Below are 18933 nucleotides of genomic sequence, written 5' to 3' on the forward strand. Positions count from 1 at the left end.
CGGAGGCACCAAGGCACGCCCGACCATTTTGAGCGAGGAGGCCATGCGTACACCCGGCAGGACTTCGACCACCGGCGTCCAGACGCCGACCCGGCCCGCGGCGCGCGGACGCCGCGCCCACGCGGGACCACCCGCCGACGAGGGCTTCGACCCCGACGAGACCGGAGCCCCCACGACCGGCCCGCCCAGACGCACCGGCCGCCCGCGCATACGCCCCCGCACCGTCCGGGCCAAGATCGTCTGCCTGCTGATGGTGCCCGTCGTCTCCCTGCTCGCCCTGTGGGCGTACGCCACCGTCACCACCGCCCAGGACGTCGCCCGCCTTCGGCAGCTCCAGCGCGTCGACGCCTCCGTGCGCGCCCCGGTCGCCGACGCCGTCGCCGCGCTCCAGGCCGAACGCACCGCCGCCGTGCGGTACACGACGCGACCCTCCGACGCTCACGGAAGCGCCCTGAGGACGCTCGCCCGAGCCTCCGATCGCGCGGTCGCACGACTGCGTCTGGGTGATCGGCACACCGTCGCCGACGGAATCCACCTGCCCGCCGGCGTCGCCGGGCGTCTCGCGGCTTTCGTCTCCGGTGCCGAGCAGTTGCGGTCACTGCGCGCGTCGGTGCTGGACCGTCGCAGCGGCTGGGCCGAGACGTACGAGCGGTACACCGCCACCATCTCCACGGCCTACGGCGTCGGCGGCGCGCTCACCGGCATCCAGGACGCCGAAGCGGGCTCCGACGCGCGCGTGCTGCTCGAGTTCTCCCGTGCGGCCGAGGCCCTCGCCCAGGAGGACGCGCTGCTGGCCGGCGCACGCCTCTCCGGGACCCTCGACGGTGAGCGACTGCGTCTGTTCGGCGGCGCCGTGAGCACCCGCCGCACCCTCACCGAAGCCGCCACCGCCGACCTGCGCGGCCCCGAACGCACCGCCTGGCGCGAACTCGCCGAGGGCGACGCGTACACCGACGTCAGCGCGGCCGAGGACGCGGTGCTCAAGAGCCGTCCCGGCGCCAAGGCGCTCACCGCCGCACCGGAGGGCGCCTGGCGGACGGCACACACGCGCGTGCGGGACGGGATGCGGAAGATCGAGGCCGACGCCGGACGCGACGTCGCCGACCGGGCCGACCCGTTCACGCGCGCCCTGCTCACCCCGGCCGGTGCCGCGGTGCTCCTCGGCCTCGCCGCCGTCGCCGCGTCGCTCGTGATCTCCGTACGCATCGGGCGCACCCTCGTCATCGAGCTGGTGAGCCTGCGCAACGGTGCCCTGGAGATCGCCCGTCGCAAACTGCCCCACGCCATGCGGAGACTGCGGGCCGGCGAGGAGATCGACGTCGACGCCGAGGCCCCGCCGGGGCCTGCCGCCGAGGACGAGACCGGCCAGGTCGCCGAGGCGTTGGGCATCGTCCACCGTGCCGCCCTCCGTGCGGCCGTCGAGCGCGCCGAACTGGCCGGCGGCATCTCGGGGGTGTTCGTCAACCTCGCCCGCCGCAGCCAGGTGCTCGTCCACCGTCAGCTGAGCCTCCTCGACAGCATGGAACGCAGGTCCGAGGACCCCGACGAGCTCAGCGACCTCTTCCGGCTCGACCACCTCACCACCCGCATGCGGCGCCACGCGGAGAGCCTGATCATCCTCTCCGGGGCCGCTCCCGGCCGCGCCTGGCGCATGCCGGTCTCCCTGACGAACGTCGTCCGCGCCGCCGTCTCCGAGATCGAGGACTACGCGCGCGTGGAGGTACGACAACTCCCCGAGGCGCGGATCGCGGGTGCGGCCGTCGCCGACCTCATCCACCTCCTGGCGGAACTCGTCGAGAACGCCGCCCAGTTCTCCCCACCGCACACGCGCGTGCGGATCACCGGGGAACCGGTCGGCAACGGATACGCCGTCGAGGTCGAAGACCGCGGACTCGGCATGGGCAAGGAGACCCTCGCCGAGGCCAATCGCAGGATCGAGCAGTCCGAAGCCCTCGACCTCTTCGACAGCGACCGTCTCGGTCTCTTCGTGGTGAGCCGGCTCGCCTCCCGTCACGACATCAAGGTCCATTTGAGGACCTCTCCGTACGGCGGCACCACCGCGGTGGTGCTCCTCCCGACCGCTCTGCTCCACAACGGGATGACGGAACGTTCCCCGGGAGCCGTCACCGAGGCGCGGCGGCAGCCCGAGGAACGGGAGTACGCGCCCGTGCACGCCGGTGCGCGGCAGTATCCTGTGGAGCAGTCCGTCGACCGGCGGGCACTGATGGCTCCCGTGGCCTCCTCCCCCGACGCCGCGGCGGGCAGCCCGCCCGAGCCTCCTCCGCCCGGCGTGACCGCCCTGCCGCAGCACCGCGTTGCGCGGGAACCGGACCACGCCGGCGAACTGCCGCGCCGAGTACGGCAGGCCAACCTCGCCCCCCAGCTGCGCGACGGGCACAGCGGCGGGCCGGACCCGGCCCCGAGCCACGCGGCGGACGACGACCGCACCCCCGAACTCGTACGGGACCGCATGGCGGCCTACCGCGACGGCTGGGCGCGAGGCGGCGGCAGGGCACCCGGACGAGGCGTCACCCACGGCCCCGCGACGAGCGGCGACAGCAGCAAAGGAGACCCCGCATGATCCAGGACCCGACCACCAGGGCCAACGGACGGTCCGGCGAACTCGACTGGCTGCTGGACGACATGGTCCTGCGTGTACATGAGGTGCGACACGCGGTAGTGCTGTCCAACGACGGTCTCGCCGTCGGCGCGTCGACCGACCTCGTACGCGAGGACGCCGAGCACCTCGCCGCCGTCGCCTCCGGCTTCCACAGTCTCGCCAAGGGGGCCGGCCGGCACTTCGGCACCGGGGGGGTGCGCCAGACCATGGTGGAGATGGACGACGGGTTCCTCTTCGTGGCGGCCGCCGGGGACGGCTCCTGCCTGGCCGTCCTCACCTCCGTCACCGCCGACATCGGGCTCGTGGCGTACGAGATGGCACGCCTGGTGAAACGCGTGGGCGAGCACCTCTACACGCCGCCTCGCGCCGGCGCGCGCCCGCCCGCCGCCGGATGAACGGGAACGAGCCGTGCTCATGACCGAGGACAGCGCGAGTGCTCCGCACGAGCCGCCGGGCAGCCAGTGGTACGACCACGAGGCCGGGCCCCTCGTCCGCCCCTATGCGATGACCGGCGGACGCACCGAACCCGGCCTCAGCGGCGTCCGCCTCGATCTGATCGCCCTGGTGTCCCTCCACATCGGCGCACCCGACGTCGACGGCGACACGTCACTCGGCCCCGAGCACCGCACACTGATCGAACTGTGCCGGACCGAGACCCAGTCGGTCGCCGAACTCGCCGCGGGCGCGGACCTGCCGGTCGGTGTGGTGCGCGTACTCCTCGGTGACCTCGTGGAACTGGGCCACGTCACGGTCAGCCGGCCGATCCCGCCCGCGCAGCTGCCCGACGAACGCATTCTGCGTGAGGTGATCGAAGGGCTGAGGGCCCTGTAACGGAACAACCGTGCGGATCGTGGGGGATGGGCAACGGTGCGGGTCGGTCCCGTACGAACTTGTGCACCCAACCGGACACCGAACGCGCACGAGTCGGTCGATGCCATGAAAAAGCGAACCAACACCCCTTTGTGGAGCGGCAGTTGCCATGATGCTGGCTCGCACCGCAGTACCTATGCCGACCTTGCCCCGCCCTCCCGAGAGAAGTGATCGATGGTCTCCGAGTACTCCGACACCGCAGACGGCGACACGGGCGCCCTGGCATTGAAGATCCTCGTCGCCGGTGGCTTCGGCGTGGGCAAGACCACCCTGGTGGGCGCGGTCAGCGAGATCAAGCCGCTGCGCACCGAGGAACTCCTCAGCGAGGCCGGTCAGACGGTGGACGACACCGGTGGAGTGGACCAGAAGGTGACCACCACCGTGGCCATGGACTTCGGCCGCATCACCATCCGGTCCGGACTCTCGCTGTATCTGTTCGGCACCCCGGGGCAGGACAGGTTCTGGTTTTTGTGGGACGAGTTGGCCCAGGGCGCGTTGGGGGCGGTCGTCCTCGCGGACACGAGGCGACTCCAGGACTGCTTTCCCGCGGTGGACTTCTTCGAGCACCGGCGCATCCCGTTCGTGGTCGCCGTCAACTGCTTCTCCGGAGCCGGCGCCTACGGCACCGACGACGTGTCGCGCGCCCTCGATCTCGATCAGGGCACTCCTGTGGTCCTCTGCGACGCGCGGGACCGTGACTCCGGCAAGGACGTCCTGATACGCCTCGTCGAGTACGCCGGACGGATGCACACCGCCCGGCTGCTCGACTCCGTGAGCTGAACCGCCCGGTCCCTCCGGTGAAGACAGGTGGCGACCGGGCCGGCGCTCAGTCGGAAACGGCGGAGTACGCGAGGACCTTGTCCACGCGCATCCGCACCAGGAGCTCGCCCGGCACGCCGTTGCGGGCACCGAACTCCTCGGCCCGGTCCTCGCCCATGTAGCGAGCACCTATCCGCGCGGCCCAGTGGCGTACCTCGTCGAGGTCCTCGGAAAGCTCGGCCCGGCCTTCCAGCACCACGAAGTCGTACGGCGGTACGTCGGAGTCCACGCAGAGCGCCACGCGGCCGTCCCTGGCCAGATTCCGTCCCTTGACACTTTCCTTGCCGGTGTTGAACAGCACCTCGTCACCGTGCAACAAGAACCAGATGGGCGTCACATGAGGACGTCCGTCGGCACGGGAGGTCGCCAGTTTTCCGGTGCGGGTTCCGTGTGAGACGAAGTCCCGCCATTCCTTGTCGGTCATCTTCTTTGCCATGTCCCCATCCTGCTTGCTCCGGCGGCGGCAGTGGGGAAGGCTGAACCGTCGGATCCTCCTCGGCAGGAGGAACGACGAAAACGGGGAGTAGGAAAAATGCCGCAGAACGCGGGACTCGGTTGGCTGCTGGACGACTTGACCGAGCGCGTCGAACCCGTACGACACGCACTGGTGCTGTCCAGCGACGGATTGGTCACGGCGGCCAGTACCGGCCTGAGACGGGAGGACGCCGAGCACCTCGCCGCGGTCTCCTCGGGTCTGCACAGCCTCGCCAAGGGTTCGGGACGCCACTTCGGCGCCGGTGACGTACGGCAGACGATGATCGAGTTCGACGACGCCATGCTCTTCGTCACCGCCGCCGGCGCGGGCAGTTGCCTCTGCGTGCTCAGCGCCGCGGAAGCGGACATCGGGCAGATCGCCTATGAGATGACCCTGATGGTGAACCGTGTCGGCGAACACCTCGGCGTGGACGCCCGACAGCCCGAACACTCCGCCGGCAGGGACCTCTGACCTGCGGGTTCACCAGCCCGATCAAAGTTATCCACAGGCCCGCCCCGACTTTCCGCGAACGGGCTACGGTTTTCCCGAGGCGACGCGAACCGGCGCCGCCGCAGCAGAGCACGGGGGAGAACCACCATGTCCGGCAACACCATCACGCGACCTGCTCCACCCACCACGGCCACGGCCGCCCCGACACCCACCACGGCGACGGCCGCCCCGACACCCACCACGGCGACGGCCGCCCCGACACCCACCACGGCGGTCGCCGCCCCGACATCCTCCGGGGCGGCCGACCGGCCACTGGCCCAGAGCCGGGCCGCACGCGAACTGGGCCTGAAACGAAGCCAGCTCGACCTCGCCGTACACCTCGGGTGTGTACGAACCGTCCCCGACGAGGGAGGCGGAGGACGCCGGATCGTCCGAAGCGAGATCGACCGGCTCCGCGCCGAGGAGGGCTTCCCGGAGACGCTGCGCGCACGGGTCGAAGCCGTCGGCTCCCGGGAAGCCGCAGCGATCCTCGACGTGGCGCCGACGCGCTTCGTGCGCCTCGCACGACTGGGGCTCGTCACACCGGTCAAGTTCTATCTGAACCGCTACCGAGCCGTCGTCTGGCTCTATCTGGCAGAAGAACTGAGGGCGTTCGCGGCCGACGAGAACAACGCCCACTGGCTGACGGGCCGCCTGCCGGAAGAGCTGAGGACCCAACTGGACACGGGTCTCGACCTGCGGCCCAGGAACTGGCGCGGACGCCATCTCGGATTCCTGCTGAGGCAGGCCGACGACCCCTGGGCCCGCGCCGCCGCGCCGGCCTCACTCCTCGACCCCGTCGAGATCGCGGAGATCGTCCGGGATCCCTACGAGCGCGCCCACCTCAACCGCCACCGGCCTCCACGGGCCGACCAGGGCCCGCCCGACTCACCCGCGGCCCTGCTCACCGCCACGATCATGACGGCGGACCACGCCGACGAGATCGAATGGCTGCGCGCGGACCTGAGGCAGGCCCTCGTGGAGGCCCGCGCACACCGCCTCGCGCCCAGGCCCCGCAGGAAGGAACCGGCCTCACGCCCGGCGAGGAACGTGAGGCGCCCCGGGAAACGCCCCGAGATGCCGGGACCGGTGTCCGAGAAGCGACCCGGTCTGCTCGGATGGCTGGCCCGGAGACACCCCTGACCAGCCCGCCGCGCGCGGTGTGACCCGGCTCCCGCGCCGGCCGACGGACGCGTCAGGAACCGAGCTTGCGGAACAGCCCTTCCTGGACGACCGACACGAGCAGACGCCCCTCCAGGTCATAGATGCGACCACGGGCAAGACCACGTCCGCCCACCGCGATGGGCGACTCCTGGTCGTACAGGAACCACTCGTCCGCACGGAACGGCCGGTGGAACCACATGGCGTGGTCCAGCGACGCCATGTCGAAGCCACGCGGTCCCCACAGCGGCTCGACGGGGATGCGGACGGCGTCCAGGAGCGTCATGTCACTGGCGTACGTCAGCGCGCAGGTGTGGACGAGAGGGTCGTCCCCCAAGGGACCGACGGCCCGCATCCACACCGCGCTGCGCGGCTCCGCGTTCTCGATCTCCTCGGGGGTCCAGCGCAACCGGTCGACATACCGGATGTCGAAGGGCTGACGCCGCGCCATGCGCTCCAACCTCTCGGGCAGTGCGCCCAGATGATCCGTGATCTCCTGCGTCAGCGTCGGCAACGACTCCGGGTCCGGCACCTCACGGGCCGGCGGCAGCTGGTGCTCGAAGGTCCCCTCTTCAGGCTTGTGGAAGGAGGCGGTCAGATTGAAGATCGTGCGGCCCTGCTGCACGGCGGTGACGCGACGCGTGGTGAAGGACCGCCCGTCGCGGACCCGCTCGACCTGGTACACGATCGGCACCCCCGGACGCCCCGGGCGCAGGAAGTACGCGTGCAGCGAGTGCACGGGCCGGTCGCCCTCAGTGGTGCGTCCGGCGGCGACCAGCGCCTGGCCGGCCACCTGGCCGCCGAAGACCCGCTGCAAGGACTCCTGCGGGCTGCGCCCGCGGAAGATGTTGACCTCGATCTGCTCCAGGTCGAGAAGGTCGACGAGCCGCTCGGCGGGGTTGGACGTCATCTGCTGGCCTCTCCGGTGCTCACGATTGACCGACGCCTGCTCACAGCTGACCGACGTCGGTGACCTTGACGACGGCGCGCCCCTCGGCGTCGGAGGCCGCGAGGTCGACCTCCGCGCTGATGCCCCAGTCATGATCGCCGTTCGGGTCGGCGAAGGTCTGACGGACACGCCACAGCCCGTTCTGCGGCTCCTCCTCGATCATCAGCAGACGAGGGCCGCGGGCGTCGGGACCGGTGCCGAGCTCGTCGTACTCCTCCCAGTACTTGTCCATCGCCTCACCCCACCGCTCGGCGTCCCAACCGGACTCGGCGTCCAGCTCGCCCAGTTCGTCGACCTGGTCGAGGGCAGCCAGCTCGACGCGACGGAACATGGCGTTGCGGACGAGGACGCGGAAGGCACGCGCGTTGGAGGTGACCGGCTTGACCTGGTCGGCCTTCTCCTGGGCCTCCTCGGCGGTCATCTCCTCCGGGTTGGCCAACTGCTCCCACTCGTCGAGGAGGCTGGAGTCGACCTGGCGGACCATCTCGCCCAGCCAGGCGATCAGATCCTCCAGGTCGTCCGACTTCAGGTCGTCGGGGACGGTGTGGTCGAGGGTCTTGTAGGCGCCGGCCAGGTAGCGCAGCACGATGCCCTCGGTGCGGGCCAGCTCGTAGAAGGACACCAACTCGGTGAAGGAGAGCGCCCGTTCGTACATGTCCCGGATCACCGACTTCGGGGACAGCGGATGGTCGCCGACCCACGGGTGGCTCTTGCGGTACGTGTTGTACGCGTGGAAGAGCAGCTCCTCCAGCGGTTTGGGGTAGGTGACGTCCTGGAGCCGCTCCATGCGCTCCTCGTACTCGACGCCGTCGGCCTTCATCGCCGCCACGGCCTCACCGCGCGCCTTGTTCTGCTGGGCCGCAAGGATCTGCCGCGGGTCGTCGAGCGTCGACTCCACGACGGAGACCATGTCCAGGGCGTAGGACGGCGACTCCGGGTCGAGCAGTTCGAACGCGGCCAGCGCGAACGTGGACAGCGGCTGGTTGAGCGCGAAGTCGTGTTGAAGATCGACCGTCAGACGGACGATCCGGCCCTCGGCGTCCGGCTCGTCGAGCTTCTCGACGATGCCGCCGTCCAGGAGCGAACGGTAGATGGCGATCGCCCGCCGGATGTGGCGCAGCTGCTGCTTGCGCGGCTCGTGGTTGTCCTCCAGCAGCCGCCGCATCGCCTCGAAGGCGTTGCCGGGGCGTGCGATCACCGACAGCAGCATCGTGTGCGTCACCCGGAAGCGGGAGGTGAGCGGCTCGGGCTCGGAGGCGATGAGCTTCTCGAAGGTGTTCTCCGTCCAGCCGACGAACCCCTCGGGTGCCTTTTTGCGGACCACCTTGCGGCGCTTCTTCGGATCGTCACCCGCCTTGGCGAGTGCCTTCTCGTTCTCGATGACGTGCTCGGGCGCCTGCGCCACCACGAAGCCGGCCGTGTCGAAGCCCGCCCGTCCGGCACGGCCCGCGATCTGGTGGAACTCACGGGCGCGCAGCGTCCGCACCCGGTTGCCGTCGTACTTGGTGAGCGCGGTGAACAGCACCGTCCGGATGGGGACGTTGACGCCGACGCCGAGGGTGTCCGTGCCGCAGATGACCTTCAGCAGACCGGCCTGGGCCAGCTTCTCCACCAGCCGCCGGTACTTGGGCAGCATCCCGGCATGGTGCACGCCGATACCGTGCCGGACGTAACGGGAGAGATTGCGACCGAACTTGGTGGTGAACCGGAAGTTGCCGATCAGTTCGGCGATCTGGTCCTTCTCCTCCCGCGTGCACATGTTGATGCTCATCAGCGCCTGCGCCCGCTCCACGGCCTGCGCCTGGGTGAAGTGCACGATGTACACGGGTGCCTGCTTGGTGGCGAGCAGCTCCGTGAGCGTCTCCGTCAGCGGCGTCAGGACGTACTCGTACGACAACGGCACGGGGCGCGTGGCCGAGCGGACCACGGACGTGGGACGGCCGGTGCGCCGGGTGAGGTCCTTCTCGAACATCGAGACGTCGCCAAGGGTCGCCGACATCAGGATGAACTGGGCCTGCGGCAGCTCCAGGATGGGGATCTGCCAGGCCCAGCCTCGGTCGGCCTCCGCGTAGAAGTGGAACTCGTCCATGACGACCTGGCCGACGTCGGCGTCCTTGCCGTCGCGCAGCGCGATGGACGCGAGGACCTCGGCCGTGCAGCAGATGACGGGGGCGTCGGCGTTCACGGACGCGTCGCCGGTGAGCATGCCGACGTTCTCGGTGCCGAAGATCTTGCACAGCTCGAAGAACTTCTCCGAGACCAGCGCCTTGATCGGGGCGGTGTAGAAGGTGACCTCGTCGCGGGCCAGGGCGGCGAAGTGCGCACCCGCCGCGATCATGCTCTTGCCGGAGCCGGTGGGCGTCGACACGATCACGTTCGCGCCGGAGACCACCTCGATGAGCGCCTCCTCCTGATGGGGGTAGAGGGTGAGACCGCGTTCCACGGCCCACGACTCGAAGGCTTCGTAGAGGGCGTCGGGGTCGGCGGTCCGCGGCAGCTGATCGATGAGGGTCACGCCCCCATCTTGCCTGCCCGGGTCCCCAAGGCGGGAATCGGATACCCGGTCGAAGATCGCGAACGCTACGCTGTGCCGCCGACGGAGCGTCGACGCACGTGGACAACTGGACAGCGGCCCGGGGCAACCGGACAGCGGCACAGAAGGAATGGGACGGGGCACGGCCATGATGGGACCAGCACACTCACTGTCCGGGGCCGCGGCCTGGCTCGGTGTAGGGGCGGCGGCGGCCGCGACCGGGCACACCATGCCCTGGCCGGTTCTCCTGGCCGGCGCGTTGATCTGCGCGGGCGCCGCGCTCGCCCCGGACCTGGACCACAAGGCGGCCACGATCTCCCGTTCCTTCGGCCCGCTCTCCCGCTGGGTGTGCGAGATCGTCGACAAGCTCTCCTACGCCGTCTACAAGGCGACGAAGAAGCAGGGCGACCCACGCCGCTCCGGCGGTCACCGCACACTCACCCACACCTGGCTGTGGGCGGTGCTGCTCGGCGCGGGCGCCTCCGCCGTTGCGATCACGGGGGGACGCTGGGCGGTGCTGGCGATCCTGTTCGTGCACATGGTGCTGGCCATCGAGGGTCTGCTGTGGCGGGCGGCCCGCGGATCGAGCAGCGATGTGCTGGTGTGGCTGCTGGCCGCGACCAGCGCCTGGATCATCGCCGGTGTCCTGGACAAGCCGGGCAACGGCGCGGACTGGCTGTTCACCGAGCCGGGCCAGGAGTACCTGTGGCTCGGCCTGCCGATCCTGCTGGGCGCGCTGGTGCACGACATCGGCGATGCGCTGACCGTCTCGGGCTGCCCGATCCTGTGGCCGATACCGGTGGGCCGCAAGCGCTGGTACCCGATCGGTCCGCCCAAGGCGATGCGGTTCCGGGCCGGCAGCTGGGTCGAGCTGAGGGTGCTCATGCCGGTGTTCATGGTGCTCGGCGGCGTCGGAGCGGCCGCGGCCCTGAACGTCATCTGACAGCGCGGGCGACCCGCCGTCCGGGCGAGGAGGGAGCCGGCCGGGCCGGGTCAGCCCGCGACCGAGTCCTCGTCCACGATGTGCATCGCGGCCTCCTCGGCGGAGGCGGCCGCCCCGTCGATGCCCACGTCCGTGGCGATCAGTCCGTTCTCCTCGTCCTCGTGCGCGCCCTCGTCGGGGGCGACGAGGCGGCCGGAGCGAGGGCCTCCCACCTCGTTGTCCAGCAGCTCACCGTCGGTGTCCTGGGCGTCGCCGATGCCGTCCCCGTCGACGGAGGCGACATCCGGCAGCTCTTCGGCCAGCCGCTGGTCAAGGGTCTCGCCGCGCAGGCGCTCCGCGGCGGTCACTCCGGTGTGCTCCACCGCCCATGGCCGCTCCGGTGGCGACCAGCCCCGGTCGAGCGGGTCGTCCACACCGTCGGCGACCAGGGTGTCCTCGGCGTCCAGCAGCCCGGCGTCGTCCTGGATCTCCGAAGCGTCTGGCTGGTAGACGTCGTCTCCCCATCCGCCGGCTCTGTCCACGGGTACCTCCAGTGGTGGGACGGGCCCGGTGCCACCGTGTGGCGACGGTGGGCGCGCGAACCCCTGGGCAACGGTCCGACCCCCGGGAACCGGGCGGCTCACGGGCGTCCCCCGAATCAGTGCCCACCACCAGAGTTCCACTCGCCGTCGGCACCACGCAACGTCAGGGGACCAACCCCGGGAGCGAGCGGGCCCGCGGCCCCGGCGGCGGGGGCGGCCCCGGCCGTCCCGCAGAGGACCGCCCGGGAGCGGGCGGTCGCCGAGACCGGGCCGGGGATGCGCCCACGGCGGGCGGCTTCTGCCGGTGACGACAGGCCCCGAGCCTTCCCGCGCCGCCCGGGACCAGGCTCAGCCGTGCCAAGACCGCCAGAGCGCCGCGTACGCACCGTCCGCCGCGACGAGCTGGTCGTGGCTGCCCAGCTCGCTGATGCGGCCGTTCTCGACGACGGCGATGACGTCGGCGTCGTGCGCGGTGTGCAGACGGTGGGCGATGGCGACGACGGTGCGGCCGTCGAGGACACGGGCGAGGGAGCGTTCCAGATGCCGGGCCGCACGCGGGTCGAGGAGCGAGGTCGCCTCGTCCAGGACCAGGGTGTGCGGGTCGGCGAGGACCAGCCGGGCGAGCGCGATCTGCTGGGCCTGCGCCGGGGTGAGCGCGAGCCCGCCCGAGCCGACCTCGGTGTCCAGGCCGTCCTCGAGCGCCCGCGCCCAGGAGTCGGCGTCGACCGCGCCGAGCGCCGCCCACAGCTCGGCGTCCTCGGCATGGGTACGAGCGAGCCGCAGGTTGTCGCGCAGGGAGCCGACGAAGACGTGGTGCTCCTGGTTGACGAGGGCCACATGGGAGCGGACGTCCTCGGCGGGCATCCGGGACAGCTCGGCACCGCCGAGGGTGATCCGGCCGTGGCGGGGCGCGTAGATGCCGGCGAGGAGTCTGCCCAGGGTCGACTTGCCGGCACCGGAGGGACCGACGAGGGCCAGCCGGGTGCCGGGCGCGACCTCCAGCGAGACCTTGCGCAGCACGTCGACGCCCTCGCGGTACCCGAAGCGCACCTGATCGGCGTGGACATGGCGTCCCTCGGGGACCACGTCGGGATCACCCGCGCCCGGTTCGATGTCCCGCACGCCGACCAGCCGGGCCAGCGACACCTCGGCGACCTGCAGCTCGTCGTACCAGCGCAGGATGAGGTTCACCGGCTCGACGAGCATCTGGGCGATGAGGGCGCCCGTGGTCAGCTGGCCCAGCCCGATCCAGCCCTGGAGGACGAAGACACCGCCGACGATCAGCACAGCGCCGAGGACCATGCTGTGGGTGAAGTTGATGACCGGGAAGAGCACCGAGCGCAGCCAGAGTGTGTACCGCTCCCATGCCGTCCATTCGCGGATGCGCTGGTCGGACAGCTCGATGCGGCGTGCGCCGAGGCGGTGGGCCTCGACGGTGCGCCCCGCGTCGACGGTCTCCGCGAGGACGGCGGCGACGGCCGCGTACCCGGCGGACTCGGAACGGTAGGCGGAGGGCGCCCGTTTGAAGTACCAGCGGCAGCCCGCCACCAGCAGGGGCAGCGCCAGCAGGACGGCGAGCGCCAGTGGCGGAGCGGTCACGGCGAGCCCGCCGAGGAGCAGGGCCACCCACACCACTCCGATCGCCAGCTGCGGTACGGCCTCCCGCATCGCGTTGGCGAGGCGGTCGATGTCGGTGGTGATCCGGGACAGCAGATCACCCGTCCCGGCCCGCTCCAGGACGCCAGGCGGCAGACCGACCGACCGTACGAGGAAGTCCTCGCGCAGGTCGGCCAGCATCCGCTCGCCCAGCATGGCGCCGCGCAGCCGCACTTCGCGGACGAACACCGCCTGGACGACGAGGGCGACGACGAACACCCCGGCGGTGAGCTCCAGATGGAGTTCGCGTGCTCCGTCGGAGACGCGTTCGACGAGCTCGCCGAGCAGGTAGGGGCCCGCCATCGAGGCGACGACGGCGACGGTGTTGACGCCGATGAGCAGGGCGAAGGCCCGGCGGTGGCGGCGGAACAGTTCGGCCACGTAGGCGCGTACAGTCGCGGGGGCGCCGACGGGCAGGGTGTTCGCCGTCGTCGGGGCGGCCGGGTCGTACGCCGGTGGCGCCACGCCGATCATGCGGTCTCCTCGATCTCTTCCAGTTCGTCCAGCACATCGCTGAGCGTGGTCCTGCGGTCTTTCGGCACGGTGTCCTCGCGCAGGGCGGCGCGGTCGTTCCACCCGGTGTCCGCGGCGGTTTCCTCGTCCGTCTCACGGGTGACGACGGCCCGGTACCGCGGTTCCTCGCGCACGAGTTCGCGGTGCACGCCCACCGCCGTGACCTCGCCCTCGTGCACCAGCACCACGCGTTCGGCGAGGTCGAGCAGGAGCGGGGAAGAGGTGAGGACGAGCGTCGTGCGGCCCGCGCGGAGGGACCGGATGCCGTCCGCGATCCTCGCCTCGGTGTGGGAGTCGACGGCGGAGGTCGGCTCGTCGAGGACCAGGACCTCCGGGTCCGTGATCAGGGAGCGGGCCAGGGCCAGACGTTGGCGCTGGCCGCCGGACAGGGACCGGCCGCGCTCGGTGATGTGGGCGTCCAGGGGGTCCTCGGCGTCCAACGATCCCTGGGCCAGGGCCTCCAGGACGTCTCCGCACTGGGCGGCGGCCAGTGCCTGTTCGGCGGTCACCTCGCCCGAGGCCGGCACGTCGAGCAGTTCGCGGAGGGTGCCGGAGAGCAGCACCGGGTCCTTGTCCTGGACGAGGACGGCCGTGCGGGCGGAGTCGAGCGGCAACTCGTCGAGGGGGACACCGGCCAGGAGCACCGACGTGCCTTCCTCCGACGCGTGGCCGCCGAGCCGTTCCGCGAGCCTTCCGGCGGCGTCCGGGTCGCCGCACACCACCGCGGTGAGACGTCCGGCGGCGGCGAGCAGTCCGGTCGCCGGGTCGTACAGGTCTCCGGACGGCACAGCGGCCTCGCGTGACCCCTCGGTGTCGGTGGGCCGTTCCAAGGACAGCACGCGGGCGGCCCGTTTGGCGGAGGGGCGGGAGAAGGAGTACGCCATCGCGATCTCCTCGAAGTGCCTGAGCGGGTACCCGAGCAGCATGACCGCGCTGTACACGGTGACGAGTTCGCCGACGCTGATCCGGCCGTCGCGGGCGAGACCCACGCCGTACCAGACGACCGCGATCATCAGCAGCCCCGGCAGCAGGACCTGGATGCCGGAGATCAGGGCCCACATACGGGCGCTGCGGACGGCGGCGTGGCGGACCTCCTGGGAGGCGCGACGGTAGCGGTCGAGGAAGAGCTCCTCGCCGCCGATGCCGCGCAGCACGCGCAGGCCCGCGACGGTGTCCGAGGCCAGTTCGGTGGCGCGGCCGGCCTTCTCGCGCTGGAAGTCGGCGCGTCGTGTCGCGCGGGGCAGCAGCGGCAGCACGGCGAGGGCGAGGACGGGCACGCCGATGGCGACGACGATGCCGAGCGCGGGCTGGTAGACCACCAGGGCGACACAGACCAGCACCACCGTGAGCGCCGCCGCGGTGAAGCGGGAGACGGCCTCGACGAACCAGCCGATCTTCTCGACGTCGCCGGTGGAGACGGCGACGACCTCGCCGGCCGCCACCCGGCGGGTCAGCGCCGAGCCGAGCTGGGCCGTCTTGCGGGCCAGGAGTTGCTGGACGCGTGCGGCGGCGGTGATCCAGTTGGTGACCGCGGAGCGGTGCAGGAAGGTGTCGCCGAGCGCGATGGTGACTCCGCACAGCGCCAGCAGCGCGCCCGACTGGGCCAGTCGGGTGCCGGAGCGGGCGACCACGGCCTCGATGGCGACGCCGACGCAGAACGGCAGTCCGGCCACGGAGGTGAAGTGCAGCAGTCCCCACGCCAGCGCCTTGAACTGTCCGCCGAGCTGGTTGCGGCCCAGCCACCACAGGAATCGGGGACCCGAGCGCGCGTCCGGCACACCGGGGTCTTGGTACGGAAGGTCTTGAATCTGCATGACGTCCCTGTGGGTCGTGTCAGAGGAGGGGGGATGAGGGTGCAAAAGGGGCGGCAAGGCCCGGCGACCGGCCGTGAAAGGTTCGCGTCACCGCGTGGCCCGAGGCAAACGGTTTTCCGTCGCCGGGCAAAGTTTCGGCCTGGACCTCCCTCGCGACGCCGGTTCGGCGGGGGCGTTGGACGCGGGGAGTCGGCGCGCGGTGCGACGATGGAGCGCATGCGAATAGGCGGTACGAGGCGTGGGGCGGTCGGCGGTGCGAGCGAGGTCAGGGGCGTGAGGCGAGCCGGGTCGGCGATGGTGGTCTGCGGCGCTCTGGTGGTGTCGCTGGCGGCGTGCGGGGGTTCGGGTGACGCGGGCCGGACCGGCGGGGCCGACACGGACTCGGGGGGCAGGGCGGGGCATTCCGAGGAGCGGAAGGCCGACCCGACCCGTATCCCGGACGTCGGTGACCGCCTCCAGCAGCGGATCCCCGCCGAGTCCCGTCAGGTGGTGGCCGTGTACGGCGAGGGCGTGAACGACGCCGACTCGAAGATCGTCCTGTACACGAAGAGCGGGTCCGCCTGGAAGGAGACCAGGACCTGGCTGGGGCACAACGGCAAGAAGGGCTGGACGGCCGACCATCACGAGGGCGACAAGCGCAGCCCCGTAGGAGTGTTCACGCTCAGTGACGCGGGTGGTGTTCTCGCCGATCCCGGGGCGAAGCTGCCGTACAGCCAGTCGCCGGCGTTCCAGGCGCCGCACTACTGGGCGAAGTCGCACTGGCACGACTTCGACTACGTCATCGCGATCGACTACAACCGTGTCAAGGGCACCTCGCCGATCGATCCGACGCGCCCCGCGGGCCAGTCGAAGGGCGGCAGCATCTGGCTGCACATGGACCACGGCAGCGGGACGTCGGCCTGCGTCAGTCTGTCCAAGTCGGGCATGGAGTACCTGCTGCGCACCCTCGACCCGGCCGCGCACCCGGTGATCGTGATGGGGGACAAGGCGTCGCTGAAAGCCTGACTCGCAGGGGGCTCCGGCCACTCGTGTGACCGGAGGCGTCATTGTGCGCGGCGTCGACTGCCCGTAGAACTCCGCCCATGAGAAACCGGATCGTCAGCAACCGGCGGGAATCGCCACGCCGTTCCCGACGGTGTGGACGGGCGGCTGGTCCAACCCCTTCCTCTGGTACGTCGTCCCCGGCCCCCGCGCCTTCGACATCCAGCCCATCCGCTACGACCTCACGCCCTTCGCCGGCCTCCTCAACGACGGGCGCCCGCACCGGGTCGAGGTCTCCGTCGTCGGCGTACCCGAGGGACAGAGCGGCTGGAGCACCCCGGTCAACGTGCTGGTGTGGCAGGACGAGAGGAGCGACCGCGTCACCGGTGCCCTGACGCAGGTCCGGGCGGGTGACCTCGCCAACTCGTCCACGTACACGCCCGGTACGGAGCACCGGCTCGACACCGAGGGGAGTCACCGGCTGACGGTCGCCGGGTACGTCGACACCTCGCACGGCAGAGTGACGACCACCGTGCGCCGGAGCCTCTCCCACACCTCCGTGCACACCTGGTCCGATGGCGAGAACCCCGACGCACTCGACGCGAGGTGGAGCGACGACGAGACGGTCACCGTCGACGGACCCGGCCCGGCCCGGACCACCCGCAGCCGGCGGTCGTACACGATGGACGGCACGACGACGCTCGGTGCGGGGGACCGGCTGCGGACGGTGCTCACGCTCGGCGACCGGGCGACGGTCACCGCGACGCACGGCGGTCGGCGCACCGCGTGGTCCCGGCTCGACGACACCTACACGGGAGACGCCACATACACGGCGTACGTGCCGCGTGACCAGCGGCATGCCGTCGGCACGACGAGCGAGCGCTACCGCGTGCACGGTTCGGACGGCTGCTACGACCGTTCGCTGGTCTCGGTACAGGGAGTGCTGACCGAGGACCGAATGGCCTGCTGATGCCAAATGCGTGTGATGTGACGTCTGTTCGATGATTTACGTCGAGGAAACGCGACGGTCTTCCCCATGAGCGGCGACTCCCGGATAGTGATCGGCGCGGAAGTGCTTTTCCGCATACCAGAAAGTCCCCTCGGAGGAGTGCCCGTGCCGCAGTCCGTACCGTCCCTGCCGCGACGCGTCGCACGCATGCTGCGTACCTCACTGTTCGCACAAGTCGGAGTCGCGCTTGTGCTCGGCATCGTCGTCGGGAGGTTGTGGCCGGACACGGCCACGACCTTCCAGCCGCTCGGCGACGGTTTCATCCGGCTCATCAAGACCGTCATCTCGCCGCTGGTGTTCTGCGTGGTCGTCGTCGGTATCGCCAAGGCCGGCAATCTGAAGGCGTTCGGGCGGATCGGGCTCAAGGCGCTGATCTGGTTCGAGGTGGCGTCCACGGCCGCGCTGCTCATCGGTCTGATCGCCGCCAACGTCTTCGGCCCCGGCGCGGGCATGAACGTCGACCCCTCGAAGCTCGACACCTCGGCGGTGGACGCGAAGACGGCGGGCGGTGAGCTGCCGACGACCGGTGAGTTCATCCTCAACGCGCTGCCGCAGAGCGCGATCGGCGCGTTCGCCGAGAACGCGCTGCTCCAGGTGCTCGTGCTCGCCTGCCTCACGGGTGCCGCGCTGCTGCACCTCGGCCACACCAAGGTGCCCAAGATCCTGCCCGTCATCGAGCAGGCCCAGGAGGTCATCTTCGCGATCGTCGGCTTCGTGATGAAGCTGGCCCCGCTCGCCGTGTTCGGTGCGATGGTCCACCTCGTGGGCGAGTACGGCCTCGGCGTGATGAAGACCTACGCCAAGCTGATCATCCTCTGCTACGCCGTCGCCGCCGTCTTCCTCGTGCTGCTGGGCGTCGCGCTGAAGCTGATGACCGGGCTGAGCCTGTGAAAGTTCGTGCGCTACACCCGTGCGGAGATGCTGCTGGCGCTGGGCACGGCGTCCAGCGAGAGCGTCATGCCGCGCATGATGCAGAAGCTGCGGCAGGCGGGCGCCCGGGACGACGCGGTGGGGCTGGTGCTGCCCACCGGGTACTCGTTCAACCTCGACGGCGCGTCCATCTACCTCTCCATCGGCACGCTCTTCATCGCGCAGGCGGTGGGCGTGGACCTCAGTCTCGGCCAGCAGGTCACCGTCGTCCTGGTCCTCATGCTGACCAGCAAGGGCATGGCCGGCATCCCCGGTTCCGCCTTCCTCGCCCTGTCGGCCACCGCCGCCTCGCTCGGGGCCATCCCCGCCGGTGCCGTCGCCCTGCTCCTGGGCGTCGACCGGATCATGGACTCGATGCGCGTCGCCACCAACCTGCTCGGCAACTGCGTCGCCGTCTTCGTCGTCTCCAGGTGGGAGGGCGCGCTGGGCACCGTACGTGCGAGGAAGATGCTGGACGGGGAGATCGAGTTCGTGGAGGAAGAGGCCGCGGACGCGGACAACGCGCCCACGGCGCCCGCCGCCTCGACCGTCGCCGCCGTGAGCACCGTCAAGGCGGTCCCCGCGCAGCCGGGCGGTGGGGTCAAGGAGCCTGCCTCCGGGGCCAGTTGATCACCGTCACCGACGACAGGGGCCCGGCGCCGCACCTCGGC

At 70.9% G+C, this 18933-nt stretch carries 14 protein-coding genes and 2 pseudogenes; 10 read left to right on the forward strand and 6 right to left on the reverse strand.

Features of this window, described 5'->3' with window-relative positions; all coding sequences use genetic code 11:
* Positions 1-43: 43 nt before the first annotated feature.
* The 4 genes from ACZ4Z2_RS28770 to ACZ4Z2_RS28785 all read left to right on the forward strand — a co-directional run bounded on the left by ACZ4Z2_RS28770 (position 44) and on the right by ACZ4Z2_RS28785 (position 4270).
* Positions 44-2581, forward strand: coding sequence for a sensor histidine kinase (locus ACZ4Z2_RS28770; RefSeq protein WP_468079866.1), 2538 nt, complete (start codon positions 44-46; stop codon positions 2579-2581).
* On the forward strand, positions 2578-3015 hold the full coding sequence (locus tag ACZ4Z2_RS28775; protein ID WP_468079867.1) for a roadblock/LC7 domain-containing protein: 438 nt from the start codon (positions 2578-2580) through the stop codon (positions 3013-3015). The genes ACZ4Z2_RS28770 and ACZ4Z2_RS28775 overlap by 4 nt, the downstream gene beginning before the upstream one ends.
* A 19-nt stretch (positions 3016-3034) precedes the next feature.
* A complete protein-coding gene (locus ACZ4Z2_RS28780) occupies positions 3035-3451 on the forward strand; it encodes a DUF742 domain-containing protein (protein WP_468079869.1) in 417 nt (138 codons plus the stop codon).
* Positions 3452-3664: 213 nt separating this feature from the next.
* Complete coding sequence (locus ACZ4Z2_RS28785; protein WP_468079871.1) at positions 3665-4270, forward strand: GTP-binding protein; 606 nt, start codon at positions 3665-3667, stop codon at positions 4268-4270.
* A gap of 46 nt (positions 4271-4316) precedes the next feature.
* Here ACZ4Z2_RS28785 and ACZ4Z2_RS28790 read toward each other — a convergent pair whose 3' ends face one another.
* The gene (locus tag ACZ4Z2_RS28790; protein ID WP_468079873.1) at positions 4317-4745 is read right to left on the reverse strand and encodes a PPOX class F420-dependent oxidoreductase; all 429 of its coding nucleotides are present in this window, start codon (positions 4743-4745) and stop codon (positions 4317-4319) included.
* Positions 4746-4841: 96 nt separating this feature from the next.
* Between ACZ4Z2_RS28790 and ACZ4Z2_RS28795 the strand changes: the two genes are divergently transcribed.
* On the forward strand, positions 4842-5255 hold the full coding sequence (locus ACZ4Z2_RS28795; protein WP_468079874.1) for a roadblock/LC7 domain-containing protein: 414 nt from the start codon (positions 4842-4844) through the stop codon (positions 5253-5255).
* Between the two features lie 126 nt (positions 5256-5381).
* Positions 5382-6416 carry a DUF6397 family protein gene (locus ACZ4Z2_RS28800; protein WP_468079876.1) on the forward strand — a complete coding sequence of 345 codons (1035 nt, stop codon included), beginning with the start codon at positions 5382-5384 and terminating at the stop codon, positions 6414-6416.
* 52 nt (positions 6417-6468) lie between these two features.
* Here ACZ4Z2_RS28800 and ACZ4Z2_RS28805 read toward each other — a convergent pair whose 3' ends face one another.
* On the reverse strand, positions 6469-7344 hold the full coding sequence (locus ACZ4Z2_RS28805) for an acyl-CoA thioesterase (protein ID WP_468079878.1): 876 nt from the start codon (positions 7342-7344) through the stop codon (positions 6469-6471).
* A gap of 40 nt (positions 7345-7384) precedes the next feature.
* Positions 7385-9898: a DEAD/DEAH box helicase gene (locus tag ACZ4Z2_RS28810; RefSeq protein WP_468079880.1), complete on the reverse strand. Its 2514-nt coding sequence runs from the start codon at positions 9896-9898 to the stop codon at positions 7385-7387.
* A 166-nt stretch (positions 9899-10064) separates the two neighbouring features.
* On the opposite strand from ACZ4Z2_RS28810, the gene ACZ4Z2_RS28815 reads away from it, so the two are divergent.
* Positions 10065-10859 carry a metal-dependent hydrolase gene (locus tag ACZ4Z2_RS28815; RefSeq protein ID WP_468079882.1) on the forward strand — a complete coding sequence of 265 codons (795 nt, stop codon included), beginning with the start codon at positions 10065-10067 and terminating at the stop codon, positions 10857-10859.
* 50 nt (positions 10860-10909) lie between these two features.
* On the opposite strand, the gene ACZ4Z2_RS28820 is transcribed toward ACZ4Z2_RS28815, so the two are convergent.
* From ACZ4Z2_RS28820 to ACZ4Z2_RS28830, 3 genes are all read right to left on the reverse strand, one after another.
* A complete protein-coding gene (locus tag ACZ4Z2_RS28820; RefSeq protein ID WP_468079884.1) occupies positions 10910-11380 on the reverse strand; it encodes a DUF5709 domain-containing protein in 471 nt (156 codons plus the stop codon).
* Positions 11381-11728: 348 nt separating this feature from the next.
* The gene (locus ACZ4Z2_RS28825) at positions 11729-13510 is read right to left on the reverse strand and encodes an ABC transporter ATP-binding protein (RefSeq protein ID WP_468079886.1); all 1782 of its coding nucleotides are present in this window, start codon (positions 13508-13510) and stop codon (positions 11729-11731) included.
* Positions 13507-15363, reverse strand: coding sequence for an ABC transporter transmembrane domain-containing protein (locus ACZ4Z2_RS28830; RefSeq protein ID WP_468079888.1), 1857 nt, complete (start codon positions 15361-15363; stop codon positions 13507-13509). The genes ACZ4Z2_RS28825 and ACZ4Z2_RS28830 overlap by 4 nt, the downstream gene beginning before the upstream one ends.
* Before the next feature lie 294 nt (positions 15364-15657).
* Between ACZ4Z2_RS28830 and ACZ4Z2_RS28835 the strand changes: the two genes are divergently transcribed.
* The 3 genes and pseudogenes from ACZ4Z2_RS28835 to ACZ4Z2_RS28845 all read left to right on the forward strand — a co-directional run bounded on the left by ACZ4Z2_RS28835 (position 15658) and on the right by ACZ4Z2_RS28845 (position 18892).
* Positions 15658-16368, forward strand: coding sequence for a hypothetical protein (locus ACZ4Z2_RS28835; protein ID WP_468079943.1), 711 nt, complete (start codon positions 15658-15660; stop codon positions 16366-16368).
* A 97-nt stretch (positions 16369-16465) separates the two neighbouring features.
* Positions 16466-17314, forward strand: a pseudogene (locus tag ACZ4Z2_RS28840) (peptide-N4-asparagine amidase); the annotation flags it as partial.
* 186 nt (positions 17315-17500) lie between these two features.
* A pseudogene (locus ACZ4Z2_RS28845) lies at positions 17501-18892 on the forward strand (cation:dicarboxylate symporter family transporter).
* Positions 18893-18933: the final 41 nt, after the last annotated feature.

The sequence above is a fragment of the Streptomyces sp. NPDC030183 genome, from assembly GCF_055573455.1.

What these genes read in the sequence shown, in the direction of transcription:
- ACZ4Z2_RS28795 (WP_468079874.1), top strand. Translation starts at nt 4,842, where the DNA reads ATGCCGCAGAACGCGGGACTCGGTTGGCTGCTGGACGACTTGACCGAG.
- ACZ4Z2_RS28825 (WP_468079886.1), bottom strand. Translation starts at nt 13,510, where the DNA reads ATGATCGGCGTGGCGCCACCGGCGTACGACCCGGCCGCCCCGACGACG.
- ACZ4Z2_RS28805 (WP_468079878.1), bottom strand. Translation starts at nt 7,344, where the DNA reads ATGACGTCCAACCCCGCCGAGCGGCTCGTCGACCTTCTCGACCTGGAG.
- ACZ4Z2_RS28780 (WP_468079869.1), top strand. Translation starts at nt 3,035, where the DNA reads ATGACCGAGGACAGCGCGAGTGCTCCGCACGAGCCGCCGGGCAGCCAG.
- ACZ4Z2_RS28770 (WP_468079866.1), top strand. Translation starts at nt 44, where the DNA reads ATGCGTACACCCGGCAGGACTTCGACCACCGGCGTCCAGACGCCGACC.
- ACZ4Z2_RS28800 (WP_468079876.1), top strand. Translation starts at nt 5,382, where the DNA reads ATGTCCGGCAACACCATCACGCGACCTGCTCCACCCACCACGGCCACG.
- ACZ4Z2_RS28815 (WP_468079882.1), top strand. Translation starts at nt 10,065, where the DNA reads ATGATGGGACCAGCACACTCACTGTCCGGGGCCGCGGCCTGGCTCGGT.
- ACZ4Z2_RS28830 (WP_468079888.1), bottom strand. Translation starts at nt 15,363, where the DNA reads ATGCAGATTCAAGACCTTCCGTACCAAGACCCCGGTGTGCCGGACGCG.
- ACZ4Z2_RS28785 (WP_468079871.1), top strand. Translation starts at nt 3,665, where the DNA reads ATGGTCTCCGAGTACTCCGACACCGCAGACGGCGACACGGGCGCCCTG.
- ACZ4Z2_RS28835 (WP_468079943.1), top strand. Translation starts at nt 15,658, where the DNA reads ATGGTGGTCTGCGGCGCTCTGGTGGTGTCGCTGGCGGCGTGCGGGGGT.
- ACZ4Z2_RS28790 (WP_468079873.1), bottom strand. Translation starts at nt 4,745, where the DNA reads ATGGCAAAGAAGATGACCGACAAGGAATGGCGGGACTTCGTCTCACAC.
- ACZ4Z2_RS28775 (WP_468079867.1), top strand. Translation starts at nt 2,578, where the DNA reads ATGATCCAGGACCCGACCACCAGGGCCAACGGACGGTCCGGCGAACTC.